Below are 23,081 nucleotides of genomic sequence, written 5' to 3'. Positions count from 1 at the left end.
CGCTGGAAAAGGCTGGGCGGCCTTCGCCCCCCCCCCCCCCCCCCCCCCCCCCCCCCCCACCCCCCCCCCCTCCCCCCCCCCCCCTCCCCCCCCCCCCCCCCCCCCACGGTGGTGGGTGGTGCGCGGTGGTGCGGATCGGCGAGCGATGGTGCGGAGGGGGACGGCGACGCCGCACGCGGACGGCGGGTCGGCGGGTCGGCGGCTCAGTTCGGCAGGACGAGTCCGGACTCCCCGGCGATGCCCGGGCGGCCGACGGGGGTGGCGCCGTTCTGTTGGAGCCGGTCGACCAGCAGGGCGGCCAGCGTGCCGAGTTCCTCCTCCGTGCGGGACTGCGCGGTGACGTCCATGCCGACGGTGAGGACACCGTTGACCTGGCCGGTGCGCGCGGCCCGCAGCGGGGTGCAGGTGAAGCTGAAGACCTGCTGGCCGCGCTGGGCGTCGGGGCGGCCTGACTGGATCCGGACGTCGTTGAGGACGGTGCTGCGCCCGGTGTGGTAGGCCTCGACGATGGCCTGCTGGAGGCCGGCGGCGCCGAGCTGCGGGTAGGCCAGGCCGATCGCGCCGTACGCCACCGGGGCGCCGAAGGTGTCGGCGTGCTGGGCGTTGGCGTAGCGGATCTCCTGACCGGGACCGTCGGTCAGCATGATGGGGAACGGGGAGCCGTCGAAGGCGGCGAACATCTCCTGCTGCTGGGCGAGCAGGTTGTCGCGCAGCCGGATCTCGGAGAGCAGCGCCTCGGCGAGGTGCTGGATGTCGCGCAGCCGCTCGCGCCCCCACTGCCGGGGTTCCCGGTCGAGGACGCAGACGGTGCCGATGACGGTGTTGGTGTCGTCGACGAGCGGGGCGCCGAGGTAGGCGCGCACGCCCAGTTCGTCGACGACCGGGTTCCCGGAGAACCGGGGGTAGGCGAGGATGTCGTCGAGCGCGAGGGGGGAGCGCTGGGCGACGACGTGCGGGCAGAAACCGTGACTCAGCGGCATCTGACGGGTGGGGAGGTCGAAGGCGATGCCCCGATCGGCCCAGGAAGCGCCGTCGTCGACCGCGACGTCGTTCGAGTTTGGCGGAATGTAGAGCCCCCGGAACATCTGGCGCTCGTCGTTGATGAAGTTGACCATCGCGATGGGAGCGCGGGTGATGCTGGCGGCCAGGTGGGCGAAGCGGTCGAAGGCCTCGTCCGCGGACGGTTCGTTGAGACCAAGGCTGCGCAGCCTGCGGGTCCGCTCGGACTCCCCGGCGGCACCCGGGAACTGGCCTTGAGTGCTCATCACATCAGTCATGGCGCACATGTAATCAGACATCCGGGCGGTTCGGTGCTCCCGGTCCGGCTCATCACCGTTGCTGATGGACAGTCAAAGCCGCATGTGAGCGGCCGCTCAGCAGGTTGCCGCGGCGGGTCAAGATCACTTCCCACTCAGAGCCATGGCAAAACTCCTCAGCGTAAGGACGGGCCGATTTCCGCCAATTCAAGATCGACTCTGGGTCAGCACAGGAGGCCCATACGACAATGAGCCCTGCCGAAGACGCGGGCGGCATTCCCAATCCCCGGGAAGCCGCCCCGAGTTCCGCATGCACCGATTGCGACGGGGCAGTCGGCCGCCACCACCTCGAACCCCCACTCATCCCCGGGGAGCGGCTGGAGCGACTTCGACAGCACGGACGGAGGCACGGCACATCCACTGACACGAGAGGACCCCAGCATGGCGATGGACTACTTCACCGACGAGCGCCACGAGAGTCTCCGAGCGGAGGTCCGGGAGTTCGCGGAGAAGGAGGTACGCCCGCACGTGGCCCGAATGGAGGCCGAACGGACCGTCGAGTTCGAACTGTCGCGGGAGATCGCCCGGCGGGGCTGGATCGGGGTGACCATTCCGCGCGAATTCGGCGGACTGGGGCTGGGGCACCTCGCCAAGACCGTCATCGTGGAGGAACTCGCCCGGGTCAGCGGCGCCATGGGCGCGGTGGCGCAGGCCTCACAGCTCGGTGTCGCCAAGGTCATCCACTTCGGCTCGGACGTCCAGCGGCGCAAGTGGCTGCCGAGGTTCGCCTCCGGCGAGTCGCTGCCGACCATCGCCGTCACGGAGCCGGAGTGCGGCGGCCACGTGCTCGGCATGTCCGGCACCGCCCGCCGCGAGGGCGACCAGTACGTGCTCAACGGCCGCAAGTGGTTCGTCGGCAACTCCCACATCGGCGACGTGCACGGCGTGGTCCTCCGCACCGGCGAGGGCAGCAGGGGCCTGTCCGCGTTCCTGGTCGAGAGCGAGCGCCCCGGCTTCCGCGTCGGCGAACTCGGCTCGCAGAGCGGCCTGCACGGCTTCAGCTTCGGCGAGATCGTCTTCGAGGACTGCCGCATCCCCGTCGGCAACCGGCTGGGCCTGGAGGGCCAGGGCCTGGACGTCGCCTACTCCTCCTCCACCCTCTACGGCCGGCTCAACCTCGCCGCCGTCGCGCTCGGGATCCACACCGCGATCGTCGAGGACACCGCGCGCTTCGCCGAGGAGCGGGTGCTCTACGGCAAGCCGATCAACCGCCTGCCCAACATCGCGCTGAAGCTCGGCGAGATGCAGTCCAGGCTGATGACCGCCAAGCTGGCCGCCTACCACGCCTCGCACCTGCTCGACCACGGCAAGGCCTGCGATGCCGAGCTGATGAACGCCAAACTCATCAACACCGAGTACGCGCTGGACTCCGCGCGCAACGCCATGGAGATCCACGCCGCCCGGGGCCTGCAAACCGAGTTCAGCATCGAGCGCTACCTGCGCGACGCCACCCACGTCTACCCGCCGGCCGGGACCTCGGACGTCCAGCGGCTGCGGCTCGGCCAGGTCGCCTGCGGCACCTACGGCAAGCAGTGGTCGGCGGAGCTGTCCGACCTGGCGAGCTGGGCGTGGACCGAACTGTCCCAGCGGGAGGCCGCGGTGGAGCTTCAGGCCATCGGCGGCGGGCAGGTGGTACCGATACCGCTGGCGGGCTGAACCGGCGCTGCGCACCGACGGACCTGTACACCGACCGACCTGCGCACCGACGGACCGGCGGGCCGGGCTGTCGGGCGAGGGCGAACGTTCGGCGCGGCGGTGAATTGACCTGTTCCTGACGACTCTCCGGGAGGTTCTCCCGGCCCCCGGAGAGCCGTCCGCGCACCGCCCACGCGCCGCCCGCGGCCGACGTGAGCTGCGACGTTCCGCCGGCGGACACTCCTTCCGGGCACCTCCGCCATCGCCATCACCCGCCCACATATCGTCAGTTGATGTTGCGATGAGGGCACTTGGGACTGATACCGTTCCTGCCGTCGGCGGCCGTGCTGCACCCCCGCCCGGGCGATGACACCGCGTCACCCCGTCCGGCCACCCCGGCCGTGGCGCCCTGAAGCCCCGGCCGGACCTCGTTCAGGCCGACCCGCCGTTCGGCCCAGCGACTCGGCCCTGCAACAAGGAATCAGATGCCAGGCATATCGGCCCCCCGCACGGCCCACCGCGCCGGCCGGTCCGGCTCGCTCCGCAGCTCACTCCTCGCCCTCGTCCTGGTCCCCAGCCTGGGCCTCGCCGCCGCCTGGGGCTACGCCGCCTACCTGCTGCGCGGCGCCGAACACCGCACCGCCGTGATCGCCGGAAGCGCCGTCGTCGCCCTGGTCCTGCTGATCAGCCTGGTCCACGGCATCCGGACCGCGCGAACCCTGTCCGCCCGCCTCGGCGCACTGCGCGCCGACACCCTCGCGCTCGCCCAGGACGAGATCCCCGAGGTCGTCGGACGGCTGCGCGCCGGGGAGCCCGTGCCCACACCGCCCGCCTGGTCGCCGTCCCGCCGGACCGGCGACGAGGTCCAGCAGACCTCCGACGGCCTCGCCGCCGTCCGCCAGGCAGCCGTCGCCGCCATCATCCACCAGGCCCAGGGCCGCGAGGGGACGAAGAAGGTCTTCCTCAACATCGCCCGCCGCACCCAGATCCTGATCCACCGGCAGATCAGCATGCTCGACGCCCTGGAGCGCGAGCACGAGGAACCCGAGCTGCTGCGCGAACTGTTCGCGGTCGACCACCTCGCCACCCGGATGCGGCGCAACGCCGAGAACCTCGTCATCCTCGGCGGCGCCCTGCCCGCCCGGCGCTGGCGCAACGCCGTGCCCATGGTCAACGTGCTGCGCAGTGCCGTCTCCGAGACCGAGAACTACGCCCGCGTCGTCGTCCAGGGCGTGCCGCGCGCCTCACTCAGCGGACAGGCCGTCGCAGACGTCATCCACCTGATCGCCGAACTCATCGAGAACGGCACCACCTTCTCCCCGCCGTACACCCAGGTGCAGGTCTCCGCGCAGGAAGTCCCCAAGGGCCTGGCGGTCGAGGTCGAGGACCGCGGCCTCGGCATGGGCGAGGACGAGTACGAGCGGCTCAACGACTACCTGGCCAACCCGCCCGAGCTGGACGTCTCCGCCCTCGGCGACGACCTGCGCCTCGGCCTGTTCGTCGTCGCACGGCTGGCCGCCCGGCACGACATCCAGGTCACCCTGCGGCCCTCGCCCTACGGCGGCACCCGGGCCGTGGTGCTGGTGCCGTCGGTGCTGCTGGAGCAGGCCGAACAGCCGGCCGCCATGGCCGGGCTGCCGTCCGGCGCGCGAGTCACCCGGACCCCCGTCCCCGAGCCCCTGCGGGCGGCGGGCGGCAACGACCCCGGCGGTCCGGACGGGGGGCTGACCGGCGCGCTCGCCGGAGTGCTCGGCGGGCTGATCGGCACCGGACCGGGCGCTCCGGCGCCCGGGGCCGAGCCGGGTGCGCCCGGCGGGCCCGGCGAGCCCGGGGCTGGTGGTGTCGCCGGCGGCCTGGTGGCGCCTGGCGTTCCCGGAGCTCCTGGTGTTCCCGGCGCGCCTGGCGTTCCCGGTGTGCCCGGTGTGGGTGGTGTGCCCGGTGCGGGTGGCAGCGGTGTGATCATCGGCGAACTGCTCGCCCAGTACCCCCTGGAGGGCGGCCGGGCCGGGGGAGCCGCCCCCGGCCCGGCCAACGGCGGTCTGCCGGTCGGTGCCGAGATACCCGGACTGCCCGGGGCCGTGGTCGTCCCCCGGCCCGTTCTCCCGCGCCCGTACGAGGCCCCGTCCGACAGTTCGCCCGGTGAGCCGTCGGCCGACGGCCGTGCTGCGGACGTGCCGGCCGGAACCACGGCCGGGACCACGGCCGGGCCCTTCTACGGTGCCACCGCCGAGCCCCCTGCGCCCGCGCACGAACGCGCCCAGGAGGAGCAGTTGAACCACGGACCGGACGGCGAACTGCGCACCCCGCGGGTCCTGCCGCAGCGGGTCCGCAACGCCAGCCTCGCCGAACAGCTCCGCGAGGCCCACGCTCCCGGCGCCATGCCGCCCCCCGTGGTCGGCCCGCCGACCCAGGCCGGGCCCTGGCACGGAGCCGCCGGGGCCACCGGAGAAACCGGGGCCGCCAGGGCCGACGACCCGTCGCCACAGCGATCCCGCACCACCATGGCCGCCATCCAGCGCGGCACCCGGACCGCCCGCGCGGCCGACCCCGACGCGCCGACCAGCCCCACCGCCCCCCAGGCGCCCGCCGCGCCCCACTTCCCGGCCGCACCTTCCGCCGCCCGGGAAGCCTCCGCCGTTCAGGAAGCCAAGGAACAGCAGTGATGACGCAGCACACCGACACCCAGCGCGACCTCAACTGGCTGCTGGACCAGCTGGTGGCGCGGGTACCCGAGACCCGGCACGCCATCGTCCTCTCCGAGGACGGCCTGCTGGTCGGCATGTCCCAGGGTCTCGACCGGGCCGACGCCGAACACCTCTCCGCCGTCGCCTCCGGCCTGCAGAGCCTCGCCCGCGGCGCCGGCCACCGCTTCAACGGCGGCCGGGTCCGGCAGACCGTGGTCGAGATGGACCAGCTGTTCCTGTTCGTCACCACCGCCGGGCAGGGCGCCCGGCTCGCCGTCCTCACCAGCGAGCAGGTGGACGCCGGGCTGATGGCCTACGAGATCAACATGCTGGTCAAGCAGGTCGGCCAGTACCTCACCGCGGCGCCGCGCAGCGACGCAGGCCAGGCCGGCGCGGGCGGCGGTGCGTGACCGCCGACGCCGACGAGGCCTGGTTCTACGACAAGGACGCAGGCCATCTGGTCCGCCCCTACGCGATCACCAACGGGCGCACCGGCCCGGTCCGTGACGGATTCGCGCTGATCACCCTGGTGGTCACCTCCGACCCGCGCACCGACACCAGCCGGCTCACGCCCGAACCGGCCGCGATCCTCGACCTGTGCCGCGAACGCCCGCTGGCCGTGGCCGAGATCGCGGCCACCCTCGACCTGCCGGTCAGTGTCGTCAAGGTGCTGCTCGACGACCTCGCCGAGGCCCGGCTGATCCTCACCCGCGCCCCGGTCCAGCTCGCCGAGGCGCCGGACATCTCGCTGATCCAGGCCGTGATCGAGGGCGTCCGCCGGCTCTGACCCTGCGGACCCGACCGCCCCGCACCTCTCAGTCCCACTCCAGGAGAACCGAATTGACGACCCAGAGCCTGGTGCCGGGCGCGGTCAAGATCCTCGTCGCCGGCGGCTTCGGCGTCGGCAAGACCACCATGGTCGGCTCGGTCAGCGAGATCGAACCGCTGCAGACCGAGGAGCGGATGACCCGCGCCAGCATCGGGGTCGACAGCCTCGACGGCGTCCAGGGCAAGTCCACCACCACCGTGGCGATGGACTTCGGCCGGATCACCGTCCGCGAGGACCTGGTGCTCTACCTGTTCGGCACACCCGGCCAGTTCCGGTTCTGGTTCATGTGGGACGACCTCGCGCTCGGCGCCCTCGGGGCGATCGTCCTCGCCGACACCCGGCGGCTCGAATCCAGCTTCGCCGCCGTGGACTTCTTCGAGCAGCGCGGCATCCCGTTCGCGATCGGCGTCAACTGCTTCCACGGCCGCCGCGACGCCAGCCCCGAGGACGTCCGGCGCGCCCTTGACCTCGACCCCGAGGTCCCGATCGTGCTCTGCGACGTGCGGGAACGGGCGTCCAGCAAGGAGCTGCTGCTCGCCTTGCTCGACCAGGTGCACCGCAACGCCCTGTCCGCCGGGCGGCGTTGAGCGTCCGGTCCGTACGGGCTTGCCGGCTTGCCGGGGCCGGCGCCGACCTTGATGTCGGGGTCGGGGTCGGGGTCGGGGGCCAGGTCGGGGTCGGGGGTCAGGTCAGGGCCGGGGTTCAGGCGTTGGCCAGGGTTCAGGCGTTGGCCAGGGTTCAGGCGTTGGCCAGGGTTCAGGCGTTGGCCGGAGTGCGGCCGGTGAGCCCGGCCGGGTCGTCGAGTCCGGAGAGCGCGTGGACCAGCGGTGCCAGCTCCGGCACCTCGGCGGCCTGCGCCAGCGTCGCCTCCAGGGTGGCGTCGTGCACCGGGCGGGCGGACGTCAGCAGGGTGCGGCCCTCCGGCGTCAGCTCGGTGTAGATCCCGCGCCGGTCGTCGGCGCAGAGGTAGCGGCTGAGCAGCCCACGGTCCTCCAGCCTGGTCACCAGGCGGGTCGTCGCGCTGCTGCTCAGCGCCGCGGCGCGGGCCAGCTGCTGCATCCGCATGTGCCACCCGTCCTGCCGCGACAGGGCGTCCAGCACCGTGTACTCGACCACCGAGAGCCGGTGCTCCGCCTGCAGCGCCTTCTCCAGCGCCGCGTCGATCAGCCCGTGCAGCGCGGCGAGAGTTCGCCAGCCACGGGCCCGGACCTCGGCCGCGTCGTCGCGGATACCCATAGCTCGCCTTCCCTTCCACGTCCCTGCACGTCTCGCGACGTCTTCCCTGCGACAAGTATGCCAGCCGACGCGGATTAGCTGTCTATGCAAATACTTTTCCTTATACCTCCCCCCGATGCCGGTCCAGAGCGGGCTCCCCGGCCCAGGCGGCGGCGCAGAGCGCGGCGGCCAGCTCCTCCGTGTAGCAGGCGGCCGCCAGCCAGGACCCAGCGAAGGCGTCGTGGTCGTCCGGGACCACCCGGCCGAACACGTCGCGGCGCCGGTCGGCCGCGGCGGCCCGCAGGGCGTCCAGGAGCTCGGCGGCCGTCACCAGCCCGGCGGCGCGCAGCAGGCTCCCGTCGGCGGCCGCCGTGGCCGCGCTCGGGGCCAGGGCGTGGCGCCCCGTGGTGACCGCCTGCTCGACCCGGCGGCCGAGCACGTGGACGGGTGGACCGTAAGGGGCCTCGTTCGGGAGACCGGCCGGGAAGCCGGGCCCGGCATCGGCGGGTGCGGCGGTCCGCTGGTCGGCGGTCCGGAGGTCGGCGGTCTGGAGGCGTTCGAGGCCGAGATTGACCCGGTCGGCCCGGTCCGCGGGGACGGCGAGCGAGGGAAGGCCGGGGATCTCGGGGGCCATCGAGGGCTCCGGGGGTGTACCGATCGCGAGCAGGCGAAGCTCCGGCCGGTCCGATCGCTCCAGACGGCCGATCACCCGCAGCCGCAGGCCGGGCGCGGTGGCGAGCAGTGCGAGGTTCGCCCGGAAGGCCAGCCCCGGGTGCTCGTGCCCCGTGCACAGACCGACCACCAAGCCGCCGTCGGCGCCGTCGGCACCGCCCTCGCAGCGCGCCAGCAGCCTCGGCGCCCCGCCCGGGCCGGCCGGAGCCGGGCCCAGCAGAGTCACGTCCAGGAACAGCAGGTCGCTCCCGGCCGGACGGCCCTCGTACGGCAGCGGCTCCGCCGCGAGCACCCGCGCCACCTGGGCGGCCGCCGGTTCGGCCCAGAGCGCGGCCACCGGCTCCGCCGTCCACGCCGCGCCCGCCGCCCGAACCGCCCGGACGGAAGCACCCGCGCCCAGCCGCCCGGCGGCGGACCGGGTGGCGCCCTGGACGGCCAGTCCGGCGCGGCTGAACTCCCGGTGGCTGAGCGGGGCCTCCCCCAGCCGGACCGTCCGGTTGCCCGCACCGACCGCCTGCGGGGCCGCGTCCGCCGCATCACCGTGCGGCATCACCTCGGCCACCGTGCTGAGCCGCCCCCCGGCGTCCACCGCCCAACTCACCACTCCCGCATGCGTGGCCGTCAGCACCGGCTCGGCGAAGAGCCCGTACAGCCGCAACCCGCCCTCCTCGCCGTACGCCTGGCGGGCGGTGCCGCGCAGCTCGGAGACCGGGCCGCAGCCGGTGCTCAGAGCGGTGGTCAGGTCCAGCAGCTCACGCAGACCGGCCACCAGGTCCGCCAGCCGGTGGTCCGGCGCCCCGGACCGGGCCGCGCGCACCCTCGTCACCACCGCGACCGCCGCCGCGGCCGGGCGGTACAACCCCGCCAGCCGCGCCCGGTGGGCCGCCCGCAGCAGCTCGGCCTGCACGACCGCCCCCGCGCCGCTCACCCCGGCGGCCAGCACGGCACACCCGGCCCGGTGGAGATGATGGGCCGCCGCCACCTCCACCGGGGTGGGCCCGGCCTCGGGCTGCGCCTCCTCCGAGGACGCTGGGGCGGCCTCGGTCGGCGTGACCTCCTCGGTCTCCTCGGTCTCCTCGGTCTCCTCGGTCTCCTCGGTCTCCTCGGTCTCCTCGGTCTCCTCGGCCAGTTCGGCCAGCTCGGCCAACGGGCAGAGCGTGACCGCAGCGGCCCGGTGCACGCAGGCCGGGGCCAGCAGGCAGCCGCAGCGCACGTCGGCCGCATCCGCGACCACCGCGCCCGGGGCGTGCAGCACGAGCGCCGTCTCCTCGTCCACCTCCACCCGCCACTCGTCGCCGCAACGGATCACCGGCCGCTCCGCCAGCTTCGCCGCCGCGCCGTCCAGCCGCTTCTGCAACCGGGCGCTCAACCCGGCCACCACCTCCGCGACCACCTCCGGCCGGACCACCGGCCAGCCGCTCGTCCGCTCCGTCACACTCATCGCACCTTCTCCCCCACCCAGCGGGCCAGTTCCAGCGGACTCAACGCCGCCACGGGCATGCCGGCCGCGACCAGCTGGCCCGCGACCGCCTTCGAATAGCGGGCCGTCCCCGTGTCGTCCAGCGCCGCGCAACCGAGCAGGTGCACACCGGAATCCACCAGTGCCCGGGTCTGGCCCAGCAGCCCGCCCACCGGACCGCCCTCCTCGAAGTCGCTGACCACCACGACCAGCGTCCGGGACGGCACCGTCACCAGCTTCCGCGCGTACCGCAGGCCGCCCGCGATGCTGGTGCCACCACCGATCCGCACCTCCAGCAGCACACTCAGCGGATCCTCCACCCGCTCGGTCAGGTCGACGATCTCGGTGGAGAACGCCACGAAGTGGGTGCTCAGCGAAGGCACTCCGGCCAGGATCGACGCCGTCAGCGCCGCCCAGACCGTCGACGCCTCCATCGACCCGGAGACGTCCACGACCAGGATCAGCCGCCAGTCGGCCGACTGCCGGGCCCTGGTCCGGAACACCGGGCGCTCGGGCACGATGAGCGTGCCGCCGTCCCCCGACGGGCGGGCCGTGGCGAGATTGGCGCGAATGGTCCGGTCCAGGTCCAATCCGCCACCCGGCCGACGCGTCGGACGCGGCACGCTGATCCCGGTCAGCGCCGGACGCAGCCTGGTCGCCAACGCGCGCGTCAGCTCGTCCACCAGACGCCGCACCAGCGGACGCAGCCGCGCCACCCTCGCCTCCGGCAGGCCGCCCGCATGCTCCAACACCGTGCGCAGCAAGTCGACCGACGGGCGGACGGCGCCCGGCTCGATCGCCTCCAGGACGTCCGTCCGGCCCTGCGCCACGGCGGCCGCCAGCACCTCCTCCCGAACGCCCGGCCCGAACAGCGCCGACAGTTCCTCGGCCCACTCCCGCACCCCTGGGAAGGGCGCCTCGCGGCCTCCTCGCCCGGACCGCCCGTCCAGGCCCGGGCCGGAGCCCTCGCCTCGCCCGCTGCCGTACAACTCGTCCAGGGCGGTGGCGAGTCGGGCGCAACGCCCGTTCAGGCCGCTGCCGGGGCGACCGAGGAGCAGCCGCCAGCGCTCGGCCGGGGCGAGGGCGTGCCGTGTGGCGACAGGTGCGGAAGGGAGAGGGCCGACGTGGTGCGGAGGCTCGGGCACCGGGTCGTCCCCGGGCGCCGGCAGCAGGCCGCGCCGGGCCAGCGCCGCGCGGGCGGCCAGATCCGCGCGGACCCAGCCGGCCACCACCGCCGGTGGGACGTCCTCGGGCAGGCTCGCGAGCCGGGTGCCCAGACGTTCCTCGACCAGGACCAGCAATCGGTCCCGGGCGGCCGGACTGAGCGTGTCGAAGCCGCCGCGCAGCGCCGGCAGCCGGTCCAGGAAGGCGGCGTCGGGCAGCGAGGTGATCCGCTCCAGCACGGGCTCCAGCGCCTCCGGTGCGGCGGCGAACAGCCCCTCCGCCGCCGTCAGCAGGCCGACCAGCCCCCGACCGAGCGCGTGCCGGGCCTCCGGACCGGTCGCCCCGTCCACCCACGAAGCCGCCCGCCCGCCCAGCACCTCCGCCCGCTCCCGGCCCAGCAGCACCCGCACCGCTCCGACCGCACCTCGCACCAACGGACTCCCCCGGTCCGCGAGTTCGGCCAGCACGTGCCCCAGCCGCAACCCGCCGTCCAGGTCCGCCCGCCGCGCCAGCTCCACCAGTGCCCGCGCATCCGCCGGATCGTCCGACCCGCCCAGCCCCTCCAGCTGCCGTACGGCCGCCACGGTCAACACCTCGCCCACCGCCCCCAACCGCCCCGCCCGCACGGCCGACGACCCGCCCGCATCGGGTGCATCGGGTGCATCGGGTGCATCGGGCAACGGTGCGGAGCCGTCGGAGCCGTCGGGGGTGTCGGGTGAGGGGTATCCCGGGAGGTGGCCGGCGGCGAGGCGGTCGAGGAGGGCCAGGGCGTCGAGGAGTTCGGGGAGGGTGCCGGAGGACGGGAGGACGGCGGCGAGTTGGGTGAGGCGGGTGTCGGCGAGGGCCGGGAGGCCGCAGGCGGCCGCGTCGGTGAGGCCTTGGAGGACCTCGCGGGCGGTGGGACCGTCGGCCTGCTGTTCTCGGCGGAGGCGTTCGCGCAGGGTGCCTTCGGCGGCCTGCGCGAGAGTGACGCCCCGGGTGCCCGCGACGGTGAGCATCGCGGCAGTGGCCGGGGTCCAGTGGAGGCTCCAGCGCGTGCCGATGGTTTCGGTGCCGCCCGCGCCGGTGGTGGTGACGGGGTCGGCGTAGGGGACCCCGCAGGTGGTGAGGCGGTGGAGGAGGATCTCGCGGCGGCGGTCGAGGGGGGTGCGCAGCGGGTCGAGGCGGAGTTCGCGGGGCTCGGGGTCGGCGGGGCCGGGGAGGCCGAGGTCGGCGAGGAGGGTTTCGACGGCGGGGGCGAGCCCGCTGCGCGGGGCCGCGGGGGTGGCGCGGCCGGTTCGGGTGCCGACCAGGACGCGTTCGAGCGCCCGGGCGACGGCCCGGCCGCGGCCGAGGGGTTCGCCTTGGGCGAGGACGGTCTGGACGGCTTCGACGAGTTCGCCGCGGCCGGGGGCCGCGTGGCCGCGCAGGCGGGCGAGGTCTCCGGCGAGGCGGACGATCTCGCGGGCGTCGGCCGGGCCGGAGGGGTGGTCCTGGCTGCGCAGTGCCTCGCAGATCCGGACGGCGGTGGTGGTGAGGGCCAGGGTGAGGCGGTCGGGGTCGCCGCCGGCGTCGAGGACGGTGTGCTGCCACTCGGGATCGCGGATGCCCGCCGGATAGCCGGAGCGGGCGTCGAGCAGCGGGTACGTGTAGGGGATCAGGGAGAGGGCGTGCCCGAGGTCGTCCGGGTGCGGCGGTTCCTCGGTGGCGGCGGGCCCGTCGAGCAGGGCGGGCGCGTGGAAGGCACCGACGACGACGGCGACCCGGCGCCCGTCGGCCGCCGCGGCCCGGATCCGGGCCCGCATCCAGGCTTCGCGCCGCAGGTCGTACGGGTCGACGCCGGAGCCGGTCTCGGCGTCGCGGCGCAGCGCCCAGCCGACCAGCAGGGCGGCGCGCCGGACGGCGTCGGGGGTGGAACCGGGGGCTGCGGTCTCGACAAGGCGGTCCCACAGGTCGTCGTCAAAGGCGCGCCCGGTGAGGCGGTGGCGCAGCGCGTCGGCGACGCCGGGGGTGCCCGGGGCGTCGGCGACGGGCTGTTGTTCCCCGTGGAGTGTGGTGCGGTGGGCGAGCGGGAGGTCGCAGGCGAGTGTCTCGACGCCGTTGCGCCGGGCCCAGCGCAGGGCGACCAGCTCCGGGGAGAAGTCGGCGAACGGGTAGAAGGCGAGCCGACCGGGGCCGGAATCGGCCGCGGTGCCCCGACCGCCCTCGCGGCCGGCCGGGGCGGCCGCGAGGGCGACGGGGGCCTGGGTGGCCTCGTCCGCCAGCCAGCCGAGCCAGGGCTGGAACTCGGCGGGGAGTTCGACCAGCACCACCTCGGGCTTGGCGGCGTCGAGCAGCGCGGGGAGGACCGCGCTGAGCGACGGCGCGTGGTGCCGCACGCCGATCAGGTAGGGCCCGGGCCGGCCGGTGCCGGAGGCCGCCAGTTGGTCGGCCGCGGCCCGGACGGCCTGGCGCGGGTCGTCCAAGCCGTCCAGGCCGTCCAGGTGGTCAGGACCGAGCGGACGGGCGGGGCCGTCCTGGCGGTCGCGGCCGGCCTGGCGATCAGGGCCGGCCGGGGCGGGCGTCACCGTGCTGGTCATGGCCTCATGCCTCCAGGGCCGAGCGGAGGTCCCACAGGGTGCGCCAGGTGCCGGCGCCCTGTTCGGCGCGCCGGCGGACCGGTCCGTCCCAGTAGCCGAGCAGCCGGGCGGCGTCGGCCGGGTCGTCCTTGCGCACGACGCCGATGAGCTGGCCGGGGAGGCGGCCGAGCAGGTCGCCGCCGTCGGGCAGGTAGGCGGCGGTGACACCGAGCGCGGTGGCGACCGAGACGGCTTCCGCGGTGCTCATCACGGTGGACGGGCGCTCGACGTCCCAGCCTTCGGTGGAGCGGCCGGTGCGCAGGTCGCGGAAGGCGGTGACGAGGGCCTCCAGGACGGCGTCGTCCACCGCGTAGGTGGCTCCGGCGCGGGCGACGGCGACGGTCGACTGCCGGCGGACGAGTTCGACCTCGGCGGCGAGGCTGGCGATCGGGCCGACCGTCTCGAAGTTGAACCGCCGCTTGAGCGCCGCGGACATCTCGCTGACGCCCTTGTCCCTCAGGTTGGCGGTGGCGATCAGGGTGAAACCGGCGGCGGCGTGCAGTTGTCCGTCCGGGGTGCCGGCCAACTCTGGAACGGCGACCCGCCGTTCGGAGAGCAGGGAGACCAGCGCGTCCTGCACCTCGGGCAGGCAGCGGGTCACCTCCTCGACGCGGGCCACCGCCCCGCCGGTCATCGCGGTGAGCACCGGGGAGGGCACCAGGGCGTCCCGGCTGGGCCCCTTGGCGAGCAGGAGGGCATAGTTCCAGCCGTACTTGAGCTGGTCCTCGGTGGTGCCGGCGGTGCCCTGGACGGTGAGCGCGCTGGTGCCGCAGACGGCGGCGGCGAGCAGTTCGGAGAGCATGGACTTGGCGGTGCCGGGCTCGCCGACGAGCAGCAGGCCGCGCTCCCCGGCGAGGGTGACGACGCAGCGTTCGACGAGGGCGCGCTCGCCGACGAACTTCTGCTCGATGGCGAGGCCGCGGCGGCCGGCCTTGAGCTTCTCGCCGTCGCTGCCCATGACGAAGGTGACGACGGCGCGCGGGGTGAGCCGCCAGCCGGGCGGGCGCGGGCCGGTGTCGTACGCGGCCAGGAACTCCAGTTCGGCGGCGTGCTTCTCCTCGGGCGGGATGATTTGCCGGCTCGCGGGGGCGGCGTCGGCACTCCCCGGTGTGCTGCCCGTCGGTGTGCTGTTGGTCGGCATGCTGTTCGTCGGCGTGGCGCTCATCGGCGGGCCTTCCTGCGCTTGCTGGTCTGGAGCTCTTCGTAGCCGGGGGCGTCGCCGTCGAGGGTCCGCTGCCAGGCCCGGGCGAACAGCTCCGGGACGGGCAGGTAGGGCAGCGAGACGCGGTGGGTGGGCAGTTCGTAGAGCGCGGCCTTCCAGGTCTCGGCGGGCAGGGCGGGGGCCTTGGCCTCCTGCCAGCCGCCGGGCAGGAAGAGGGTGCGGCCGGCCCGGGCCCGCTTGGCCTCCAGCACCAGGTCGGTGGCGGCGAGTTCGGCGCGGGCGCGCTTGAGCCTGGCCGGCTTCCAGCCCGTCCAGCGGGCGATGTTGCGGTCGGTGGGGTCGGGCAGGGCCAGCAGTTGGAGGTAGAGCACCGCGGCGTCCTCGCCGAGGCCGTGGGCCCGGGCCGCCTCGGCGACCAGGTCGGGGACGGTGAGCTGCGGGTGCTGTAGCCAGGCCGCGGCGTCACCGGCCGCGGCGGCGGGGCCGGCGGCGGAGGCCGCCAGACGCTCCACTTCGCCGCGCAGGACGGCCTCGATGGCGCCCCGCTCGGTTTCCAGCCAGTAGCTGGCGCCCAGCCCGCCGAGCAGTTCGAGCACCGGGTCGTCGGGGCCGGTGAGCCCGGCCGGGCGCAGCCAGACCCGCTCGTACTCGCCGTGGTAGGGCGTCAGGACGAGGGCCGGGCCGCAGTCGACCAGTCCGTTCGGGTCGACTCCGCCCGCGGCCGGCAGGCCGAAGTGGGTGCGCAGGACGGCCGACATCGAGGCGCCCTTGGTGGTGTGGACGAGGTGGAGGTCGAGCAGCAGGTCGGGGTCGGCGAGGCGGCTTCGCAGCGCGGCGGCGGCCGCGGGCAGCAGCGGGCGCAGCGGGCTGTCGGCGGGCAGGTGGTAGGCGAGCCAGCGCAGGGCGTCGACGGCGTGCCCGAGGTCGCCGGAGGCCGGTGCGGCGCTCTGGTCCTCGGCGAGCAGCTGGGGGGTGGACCCGCCGTCGTCGCTGAGCCGGAAGGCCGTGGTGCCGGTCAGCCAGGGGGTCTGTGCGAGGTTGAGCACCGCCTCGATGTGTTCGATCCGCGCGCCCGTGACGGTGGCCTGGGCGGCCTCGGGGAGGGTGACCAGCCGGCCGAAGTGCCGGATCCAGGCGGCGGCGCCGGCGTCGACGTCGGGGCCCTCCGTCCAGAGGGTCTTCGGGTCGGCGGGCAGCAGGGCGCCCCAGACGTCGGTGAGGGCGGTCCGGTCGCGACCGCGCAGCCAGTCCCGGGCGGCCTTGGCCTCGGTGGACTTGAGGCCGTACTCGGCGAGGCGGTCGGCGGACAGGACGGCGCTGTGCCACTGGAAGAGCCCGGGCGGCGGGCTGAGCAGCAGGGCGGCGCGGGCGGCACCGATCCCGGTGAGCCCACCGAAGGCGATGGCACGGGCGGGCTGCCAGGGGGCGCCGCCGTGCAGCACGGCCGCCTGCCGGAGCGCGGCGATCCAGGCGGCGTCGACCCGCTCCTCGGTGCCGCGTTCCTTGACGGTGGTGAAGTGGGCGACGGGGCCGAACGCGCCGCTCGGGTCGTGGTCGACGGCGTACCACTGCTCCGTGCCCTCGTGGTGCCGGCGGTGGCCGAGGATGACGACGGTGCGGTCGCCGTGGCGCAGCACCTGCCCCTCGCGGGGGACGGCGGGCCGGCGGCGGTCGGCGCGGTCGGCGGGTTCGCCGAGGACGATCTCGCGCAGGGTGGCGCCGCGGTCGGCGAGCACTCCCTCGGTCAGTTCGCCGAGGAGCAGCACGAGGCTGGCGCGGTGGGCCGGTTCGGTGAGCGGGGCGGCCACCGCGTAGGCGAGGGTGTCGAGACGGCCGAGCAGGTGGAGCCAGCCGTGGTGGGTGTCGCCGTGTTGCAGGGTGACGGTGGCCGGGGTGCTCCAGCCCTCGCCGGTGGCGGTCGGCGGGTCGGCCAGGACGGCGGTGACGGCGCGCAGGTTGGTGAGCACCCGCCACCGGTCTCCGTCGCCCCAGTTGGGGCCGAAGCAGGCGACGTCGGGCAGGAGGGTGGTGACGGCCTCGCGCAGTTCGTGGTCACGGCCGTGCTCGGGCCGGTACTCGGCGGCCTCGGCCTTGGACGGCTTCTCGGCCTCCGGCTGCGGGACGAACCGGGCGGTCCGGTCGAGCAGGTCGGCGGCGGTGCGGGCGAGCCCGGCGACCCCGGCGAGCAGCAGCGGGTGGCTGATGCCGGGCAGGACGGTGCCGACCGCCTGAACGGGCAGGGCGCGGCGGGCGCCACCGGAGCGGGCGAGCGGGCGCCGGACGCCCTGGACGGTGATCCAGCGCTGCTCCTCCTCGGGCGCGGGCCGGCTGTCGGTCGGCCAGGCGGCGTCGATCAGGCGGGCGGCCTGCTCGGTGTCGACGCCACGCAGGACGCGGGAGCCTGCCTCGTCGCGGGGCCGCAGGGCGTGCCAGTGGTCGAGCGGGGGGACGAGCCCGGTGCCGGCGGCGGCGAAGTCCCCCGGGCGGCAGGGGCGCAGGTCGGCGGTGCGGTCGGTGTCCGTGGCCAGGTCGGGCAGGGTGAGGGCGAGGCCGCCGCGCTGCGCCTCGGTGACGACCGGTCGGGCCTGGCCGGGGAGGGTGAGGCGGCCGACCGGGACGTGGTCCGGGTGGCCGTCGGTGATCGGCAGGACGATGGCCTGTCCGTCGGCGGTCGTGGTGGTGACGGCGCGGCCGGGGTCGATCCGGACCCAGCTGCCGAGCACGGTGCCGTCGGTGCCGAGCGGCGTCTGCTCCAGGCCGGGCTGGAGCGGCAGCAGTCGGGCACGAGCAGCGGGCAGCCAGCCTGCGGCCGCGGTGGCGGCGATCACCGGTGGTTCGGCGGCGCGACCGAGGGTGCCGGTGTGCGGGTCGAGTTCGCGCAGGACGGCGCCGTCCTGGCCGTAGCGCAGCGTCCAGTGGCCGGTGCCGTCGCCGAGGACCCGGTGTTCGCCGGGCATCCGGGTGTCGCCGGGGTGCAGCGGGCGTTCGCCGGTGGTGCGGCCGCCGCCGGGCAGCGGGAGGGAGGGGGGCTCGGGATCCCGGTCGCCGTAGTAGTAGCCGGCGATGGTCTCGCCGGTGAGTTCGGTGACCTCCCCGGGCCGGCTGGACCAGTAGGCGTGCTGCTTTCCGTCCTGGTACCAGGCGACGAGGAGTTCGCCGTCGACGAAGCGCAACCGGGGCTGGTTCCAGCGTTCCTTCGCCGGGGGCAGGCGCAGGGTGTGCTCCAGCAGGACGCCCTGCGGGCCGACCACGACGGCCTGGTCGTGGCGGGCGAGGATCAGGTGCGGCCAGGCGTCCTCGACGATCAGGCCGGTGAGGCGCCCGCCGTTGAGGCCGGGGGTGTCGGGCGACTCCGAGTCCGGCCCGGCGGATTCGGGGTCCGCAGGGTCCACGGGCTTGGCGGGGTCGGTCGGGTCGGTCGGGTCGGTCGGGTCGGCGAGCTTGGCCAGGGCCTCTTCCAGGGCGGGCCAGCCGAGTTCGTCGAGGATGCCGGCGCCGAGCGCCCCGGCGAGCAGGGCGGTGACGTCGAGGGCGGCGATCCGCTCGGCAGCGTCCGGGGCGACGGCCCGCACGGCGGTGCGGTACGGGCTCAGCGACTGCACCAGGTCGGCGGCGCCGGCCAGGCCGCGGGCGGCAGTCAGCTCGTCGGCCCGGAGTTCGGCCCACTCCTCGAACAGGCGGCGCAGCAGCGGCAGGGCGGGCACCTGCCGCTTGACGGCGGTGTCCCAGGCGGGCGCGGTCGCGGCGCGCAGGGCGGGCCGGAAGCGCGGGTCGGCGGCGACGGCCGCGAGGCCGGTGCTGTCGGCGCCGCACTGGTCGACCCAGTCCTTGAGGTCGAACCGGTGGGTGGCCGACGGGTCGGCGACGGGCACGCCGTCGGCGAGCAGCTGGTCCAGCAGGTCGAGTTGGGTCTGACTGCGGCGGACGTCGGTGTACAGGTCCACCGGGACTCCGTCGGCCCGCAGCCGCTCGGCCATCCGGCCGGCCAGGGCGACGGTGGCGGCGCAACTGGGCCGGGAGCGCCAGCCGCGCCCGAGGTGGTGGCACCAGCGCCGGAGCCACGCGGCGGCAGGCTCGGAGCCCTCGGTGCCCTCGGGGCGCGGGCCGGTGAGCAGCTGCTCGGCCCCGGTCTCGGCGAGCAGGCCGAGCCAGGCGGTGTCGTTCAGGGCGGCGTCGGTACCGGCCGGGTCGGGCATCAGCTCCAGCAGGCGGGCCCGGACCGCCGGGTCGCGCCGGCCGAGTTCGGTCAGGGAACCGTGCCAGGACTTCCAGAACGCGCCGGGCGCCCGGTTGACGCCCGGGGCGGCCAGCAGTTCGGCGAGCAGCGCCTGTTCGTACTCGGCGCGGTCCAGCCCGGCGGCCTTGATCAGCGCGCGGGCGTCCTCGGCGACCCCGGCGTAGGGGGCCATGCCGGCGGCGGAGCGCTCGGTGCACAGCTGGCGGAAGCGCTGCCAGGCGGTCAGCGCGTCGAGCCGCCCGGTGAGCTCCTTGACGTACTGGCGCAGGGACTTGACGGTGAGCGCGCCGGCCAGGGCGAACTCCAGGAAGACGGCGCGCAGCCGCTCCTCGTCGACCGTCAGGCGGTAGGTGCGCTCGGCCTCGCGGGCCTTGCCGAAGTAGCTGGCGGCGTAGGTCTGGTTGCCGTGGGCGAGGAAGATCCGGCCGACCTCCTCGCAGAAGGTGGGCAGGAAGTGCGGCACGGCGCGGCCGAGACGGGCGGCCAGCGCCTCGAACCCGTCCTTGGCGGTGCCGGGCTTGGACCGGGCCTGGCGGGAGAGCCGTTCCATCTCCTTGACCAGGGCGAGCGCGTGGTGCCCGTTGGCCGGGTCGTGGACCAGCGCCCAGGCGGGGAAGCCGAGCGCCTCCTGGCGGACCTGGCCGACCTCGGCGGGCGCGCCGTCGGGGACCAGCCCGAGGAAGTCGACGGCGAGGTCCTCGGCCGGTCCGAGCGCACCGGGGACCAGCCGGACGATCCGGCGCCCGTCGAGCGCGGGGTGGGTGTAGGCGCGGGCGGTGAGCACGTCGGCGGCGCTGTCGGGGCGGCCGGCGCCGGGCAGGGTGCCGGGCGGGAGCACGGCCCCCGCGTCGAGCAGCCGCTCGTGCGGCCCGGCGTCCTGGGCAGCCGCCCGGTCGGCGTCCTGAACGGCCCTCTGGTCGAGTCCGGTGGCGGTCATGCGGCGTCCTCCCCTTCGATGGTGCGGCCTGCGTACAGTGCGGCGGCCATCCGCATGCCCTCGGACCAGGCGATCGGGCCGACCTCGGCGAGCGGCAGCACCCGGCCGTCCGGGCCCGCCCAGCTGAGCGCGCCCGTCTCGCAGGCGTCGTACTCGTAGTAGTCGCCCACCCAGACGCGGGCCTCGACGGTGCGCCCCGCCTCCACCACGGGCTGGACGGCGGAGCCGCCGCGCACCCGGTGGCCGAGCCGGGCGCAACGTCCGAGCAGCTCGCGCAGCTCCCGGTAGCGGCCGCCGGCGTAGGTGGTGACCTCGGTGCCGGCCGGCAGTTCGTCCGGCCGGTGCCAGACCTCCCGGTAGAGCTGCGGCACGCGCTGGGAGACGCCGAGCTCGACGGCGAACTCGCGCAGGTCGTCGAGGTCCGGGAGCAGCACGGGGTGGGGTATCAGGATCTCTCCGTCGGTGAGCCGGACGGTGTCGCCGTCCAGGTCCACCAGGCCGATCCCGCGCTCGGCGTCCGCACCGCGCAGGAAGCCGGCGACGGCGCCGTCCGAGCCGGTGACCACCAGGTCGCGCAGGACGGCCTGCCAGGCCTCGTCCGCCCAGACCGCGGTCAGCACGGCGGCGGGCACCGGCAGCGAGCGCACCATCCACCGCTCGACGTCCTCCTGGCAGCGCCGCTCGTGCGCGGCCAGCCACTCGGTGAGCTGCCTGAGCTGGACGACCACCGGATCGTCACCGAGCTTCGACGGCAGGGACTTCAGCTCGCGGCCCGCCGCGTTGCGGCAGACCACCTTGCCCTCCCCGTCGAGCGCGACGCGGTACCCTCCCGCGCCTGTTTCCACCCATGCCACGGACGTCTCCTCCCACCTGCCGGTCAGCGATGCGAGGAACGTAGCGAGGCCCACTGACAAAGCGGCAGCCGGAGAGGCCGCTCCGCGGCTTCCTGGGCGCAAACCCGTCGAACGAGTGAACGGGGCAGACGGCACGCCGCCTGCCCCGCCACCCGCCTCCCGTCGCGCGCCAGGTCATGCCTGACGCATCGTCAACGCACCGGCGCCGCACGGGGAACGATCACCGGCGCGCCGTCCCCGGGGGCGGCGAGCACGTCGCTGTCGATGTCGTACAGCGCGCGCACGAGCGGTGCGTCGACCACCTCGCGGGGCGGGCCGCAGGCCACCACCGAGCCGTCGCGCAGGGCGACGACCAGGTCGGCGTAGCGGGCCGCCGCCGCGAGGTCGTGGAGCACCATGACGACCGTCCGCCCGCCGGCGGCGACCTCGCGGACCAGTTCCAGCACCTCGACGGCGTGCCCGAGGTCGAGCGCGCTGGTGGGTTCGTCGAGCAGCACGACGGGCGCGTCCTGGGCGAGCACCATGGCGAGCCAGCAGCGCTGCCGCTGGCCGCCGGAGAGGCGGTCCAGCCGGCGGTCGGCGAGTTCCTCGACGCCGGTGGCGCGCAGCGCCCCGGCGGTGAGCCGCTCGTCGTCGGCCGACCACTGGCGGAAGAGCCCCTGGTGCGGGTGGCGGCCGTAGCGGACGAGTCCGGCGACGGTGACCGCCTCGGGGGCCTGCGGGCTCTGCGGGAGCAGCGCGACCCGGTGCGCGGCCTGGCGCGGCCGCAGCCGCCAGACGTCCTCGCCGCCGACCAGCACCCGCCCGCCGTCCGGCCGGTGCAGCCGGGCGACGGCCCGCAGCAGGGTGGACTTGCCGCAGCCGTTCGGGCCGACGACGGCCACCACCCGGCCGGCCGGGACGGTGAGGTCGACGCCGGCGAGCACCGGGCGGCCGGGGCCGTAGCCGGCGGTGAGGCCCTGGATCGTCAACTCCATCGAGGGTTCCTTCGGTTGGAGGGGGCTGCGGGCCGACCGGGCAAGGTGCCGGCCGACCGGGTACGGGCCCGCGCGGGCACGGGCCCGAACAGGGCCCGAGCGCGGGTACGAGCCCGGACAGGGCCCGAGCGCGGGTACGAGCCCGAACAGGGCCCGAGCGCGGGTACGAGCCCGAACAGGGCCCGAACGCGGGCACGGGCCCGAACGCGGACCGGTCAGGAGGCGGCGAGCGCCTTGCCGATGTCGCCGATGACCACGTCGGCCGCGAGCGGCCCGCCGCGGGTGGACCAGACCGAACCGTCCACGGTGACGGCGTGCTTGTTCTTCACCGCGCCCAGCTCCTGGTAGGCGGGCTTGGACTGGACGTCCTTGAGCGCGGTCTTGCCGTCGTCGGTGAGGGTGGACAGGAACAGCCAGTCGCCGTCGATCTCGGCGAGCTTCTCCAGGCTGAGCGCCGGGCTGTGCGCGTTGCCGTCCTTGTCCTGCGCGGCCGGGCGGGTGAGGCCCATGTCGAGGGCGACGCCGCTGGCAAACTGCTTCTTCTCCATCCAGCTCGGCCCGGTCGGGTTCCAGCGGACGATGGAGACGGCCGCGCCCTTGTTCTTGCCGAGGTCGCCACCGGCCTTGGCCGCCTTGGCCTCGTAGTCGGCGATCACCTTGTTGGTCTGGTCGAGCTTGTTGACGGCGTTTCCGATGCCGCGGAAGGCGAGCTTCCAGTCGTCGGTGGGCGCCATGGTGACGAGGGTGGCGGGGGTGATCTCGCGCAGCTGCTTGAGCATCTGCTCGTCCTGCATGTCGCCGGCCAGGATGAGGTCGGGCTTGGCGGCGATGACCTTGTCCATCACGGGCTGCAGCAGGTTGCCGACCACCGGGACGCCCTGGACCTTGTCCTTGAGGTAGGCGGGCGGCTCGTTGAGCCCCTGGCCGTTGGTGATGCCGACGGGCTTGACGCCGAGGGCGAGCACCGCGTCGAGGTCCTCCTGGGTGAGGGTGACGATCCGCTGGGGCGCGGCGGGGATCTCGACGGCCTTGCCGGTCGCGTCCTTGACGGTGCGCTTGCCGCCGGCCGCGTCCGCCGCCGGGCTGCCGGCGGCGGAGGAGCCGCCCGCGGAGCCCGAGGATCCGGAGGAGGACCCGGAGGAGCCGCACCCGGCGAGCAGGAGGGCGGCCGCCCCGGTGACGGCCAGCGCCCGGGCCGCGCGGCGGCGGACGGGGTGGAGCGGGCTCTGGGCGAACGGCATGGGTGCCTCCGGGCAGCGGTGGTACGGGGGTTGGGCGGCGTCCGGGCGACCCGGCACGGTGACGGTGCCCACAGGACGATGCGCTCATTAGGTTAGCCTTAC

General features: G+C 75.2%; 14 protein-coding genes. 5 read left to right on the top strand and 9 right to left on the bottom strand.

Annotation, left to right across the window (positions count from 1 at the left end; genetic code table 11):
- Positions 1 to 203 precede the first annotated feature (203 nt).
- On the bottom strand, positions 204 to 1,277 hold the full coding sequence (locus tag AC07AL_RS19720; protein WP_363579553.1) for a GAF domain-containing protein: 1,074 nt from the start codon (positions 1,275 to 1,277) through the stop codon (positions 204 to 206).
- A 420-nt stretch (positions 1,278 to 1,697) separates the two neighbouring features.
- On the opposite strand from AC07AL_RS19720, the gene AC07AL_RS19715 reads away from it, so the two are divergent.
- From AC07AL_RS19715 to AC07AL_RS19695, 5 genes are all read left to right on the top strand, one after another.
- Positions 1,698 to 2,972: an acyl-CoA dehydrogenase family protein gene (locus AC07AL_RS19715; protein ID WP_400804726.1), complete on the top strand. Its 1,275-nt coding sequence runs from the start codon at positions 1,698 to 1,700 to the stop codon at positions 2,970 to 2,972.
- A 464-nt stretch (positions 2,973 to 3,436) separates the two neighbouring features.
- Entirely contained in the window at positions 3,437 to 5,614 is a 2,178-nt protein-coding gene (locus AC07AL_RS19710) for a sensor histidine kinase (protein WP_478317841.1), read from the top strand.
- Positions 5,614 to 6,045, top strand: coding sequence for a roadblock/LC7 domain-containing protein (locus tag AC07AL_RS19705; protein ID WP_360205186.1), 432 nt, complete (start codon positions 5,614 to 5,616; stop codon positions 6,043 to 6,045). The genes AC07AL_RS19710 and AC07AL_RS19705 overlap by 1 nt, the downstream gene beginning before the upstream one ends.
- Positions 6,042 to 6,422, top strand: coding sequence for a DUF742 domain-containing protein (locus AC07AL_RS19700; RefSeq protein WP_363579557.1), 381 nt, complete (start codon positions 6,042 to 6,044; stop codon positions 6,420 to 6,422). The genes AC07AL_RS19705 and AC07AL_RS19700 overlap by 4 nt, the downstream gene beginning before the upstream one ends.
- Positions 6,423 to 6,475: 53 nt before the next feature.
- Positions 6,476 to 7,051: a GTP-binding protein gene (locus tag AC07AL_RS19695; RefSeq protein ID WP_363579559.1), complete on the top strand. Its 576-nt coding sequence runs from the start codon at positions 6,476 to 6,478 to the stop codon at positions 7,049 to 7,051.
- Between the two features lie 169 nt (positions 7,052 to 7,220).
- Here the strand turns inward: AC07AL_RS19695 and AC07AL_RS19690 are convergent, their stop codons facing one another.
- The 8 genes from AC07AL_RS19690 to AC07AL_RS19655 all read right to left on the bottom strand — a co-directional run bounded on the left by AC07AL_RS19690 (position 7,221) and on the right by AC07AL_RS19655 (position 22,979).
- Positions 7,221 to 7,700, bottom strand: coding sequence for a MarR family winged helix-turn-helix transcriptional regulator (locus tag AC07AL_RS19690; protein WP_363579560.1), 480 nt, complete (start codon positions 7,698 to 7,700; stop codon positions 7,221 to 7,223).
- A gap of 100 nt (positions 7,701 to 7,800) precedes the next feature.
- A complete protein-coding gene (locus AC07AL_RS19685) occupies positions 7,801 to 9,786 on the bottom strand; it encodes a hypothetical protein (protein ID WP_478317840.1) in 1,986 nt (661 codons plus the stop codon).
- A gap of 2 nt (positions 9,787 to 9,788) precedes the next feature.
- Positions 9,789 to 13,532: a vWA domain-containing protein gene (locus tag AC07AL_RS19680; protein WP_478317839.1), complete on the bottom strand. Its 3,744-nt coding sequence runs from the start codon at positions 13,530 to 13,532 to the stop codon at positions 9,789 to 9,791.
- A gap of 4 nt (positions 13,533 to 13,536) precedes the next feature.
- On the bottom strand, positions 13,537 to 14,712 hold the full coding sequence (locus AC07AL_RS19675) for an ATP-binding protein (protein ID WP_400984480.1): 1,176 nt from the start codon (positions 14,710 to 14,712) through the stop codon (positions 13,537 to 13,539).
- A gap of 20 nt (positions 14,713 to 14,732) precedes the next feature.
- The gene (locus tag AC07AL_RS19670) at positions 14,733 to 19,907 is read right to left on the bottom strand and encodes a hypothetical protein (RefSeq protein WP_478317838.1); all 5,175 of its coding nucleotides are present in this window, start codon (positions 19,905 to 19,907) and stop codon (positions 14,733 to 14,735) included.
- Positions 19,904 to 20,761: a DUF4132 domain-containing protein gene (locus AC07AL_RS19665; RefSeq protein WP_400804704.1), complete on the bottom strand. Its 858-nt coding sequence runs from the start codon at positions 20,759 to 20,761 to the stop codon at positions 19,904 to 19,906. The genes AC07AL_RS19670 and AC07AL_RS19665 overlap by 4 nt, the downstream gene beginning before the upstream one ends.
- Before the next feature lie 191 nt (positions 20,762 to 20,952).
- Positions 20,953 to 21,738 (bottom strand): ABC transporter ATP-binding protein, encoded by a 786-nt coding sequence (locus tag AC07AL_RS19660; protein WP_363579569.1) that lies wholly within the window; start codon positions 21,736 to 21,738, stop codon positions 20,953 to 20,955.
- 215 nt (positions 21,739 to 21,953) lie between these two features.
- Positions 21,954 to 22,979, bottom strand: coding sequence for an iron-siderophore ABC transporter substrate-binding protein (locus AC07AL_RS19655; protein ID WP_363579571.1), 1,026 nt, complete (start codon positions 22,977 to 22,979; stop codon positions 21,954 to 21,956).
- Between the last annotated feature and the right edge of the window lie 102 nt (positions 22,980 to 23,081).

The sequence above is a fragment of the Kitasatospora sp. NPDC043949 genome, from assembly GCF_056435365.1.
This window is presented reverse-complemented; position numbering and strand designations above follow the sequence as displayed.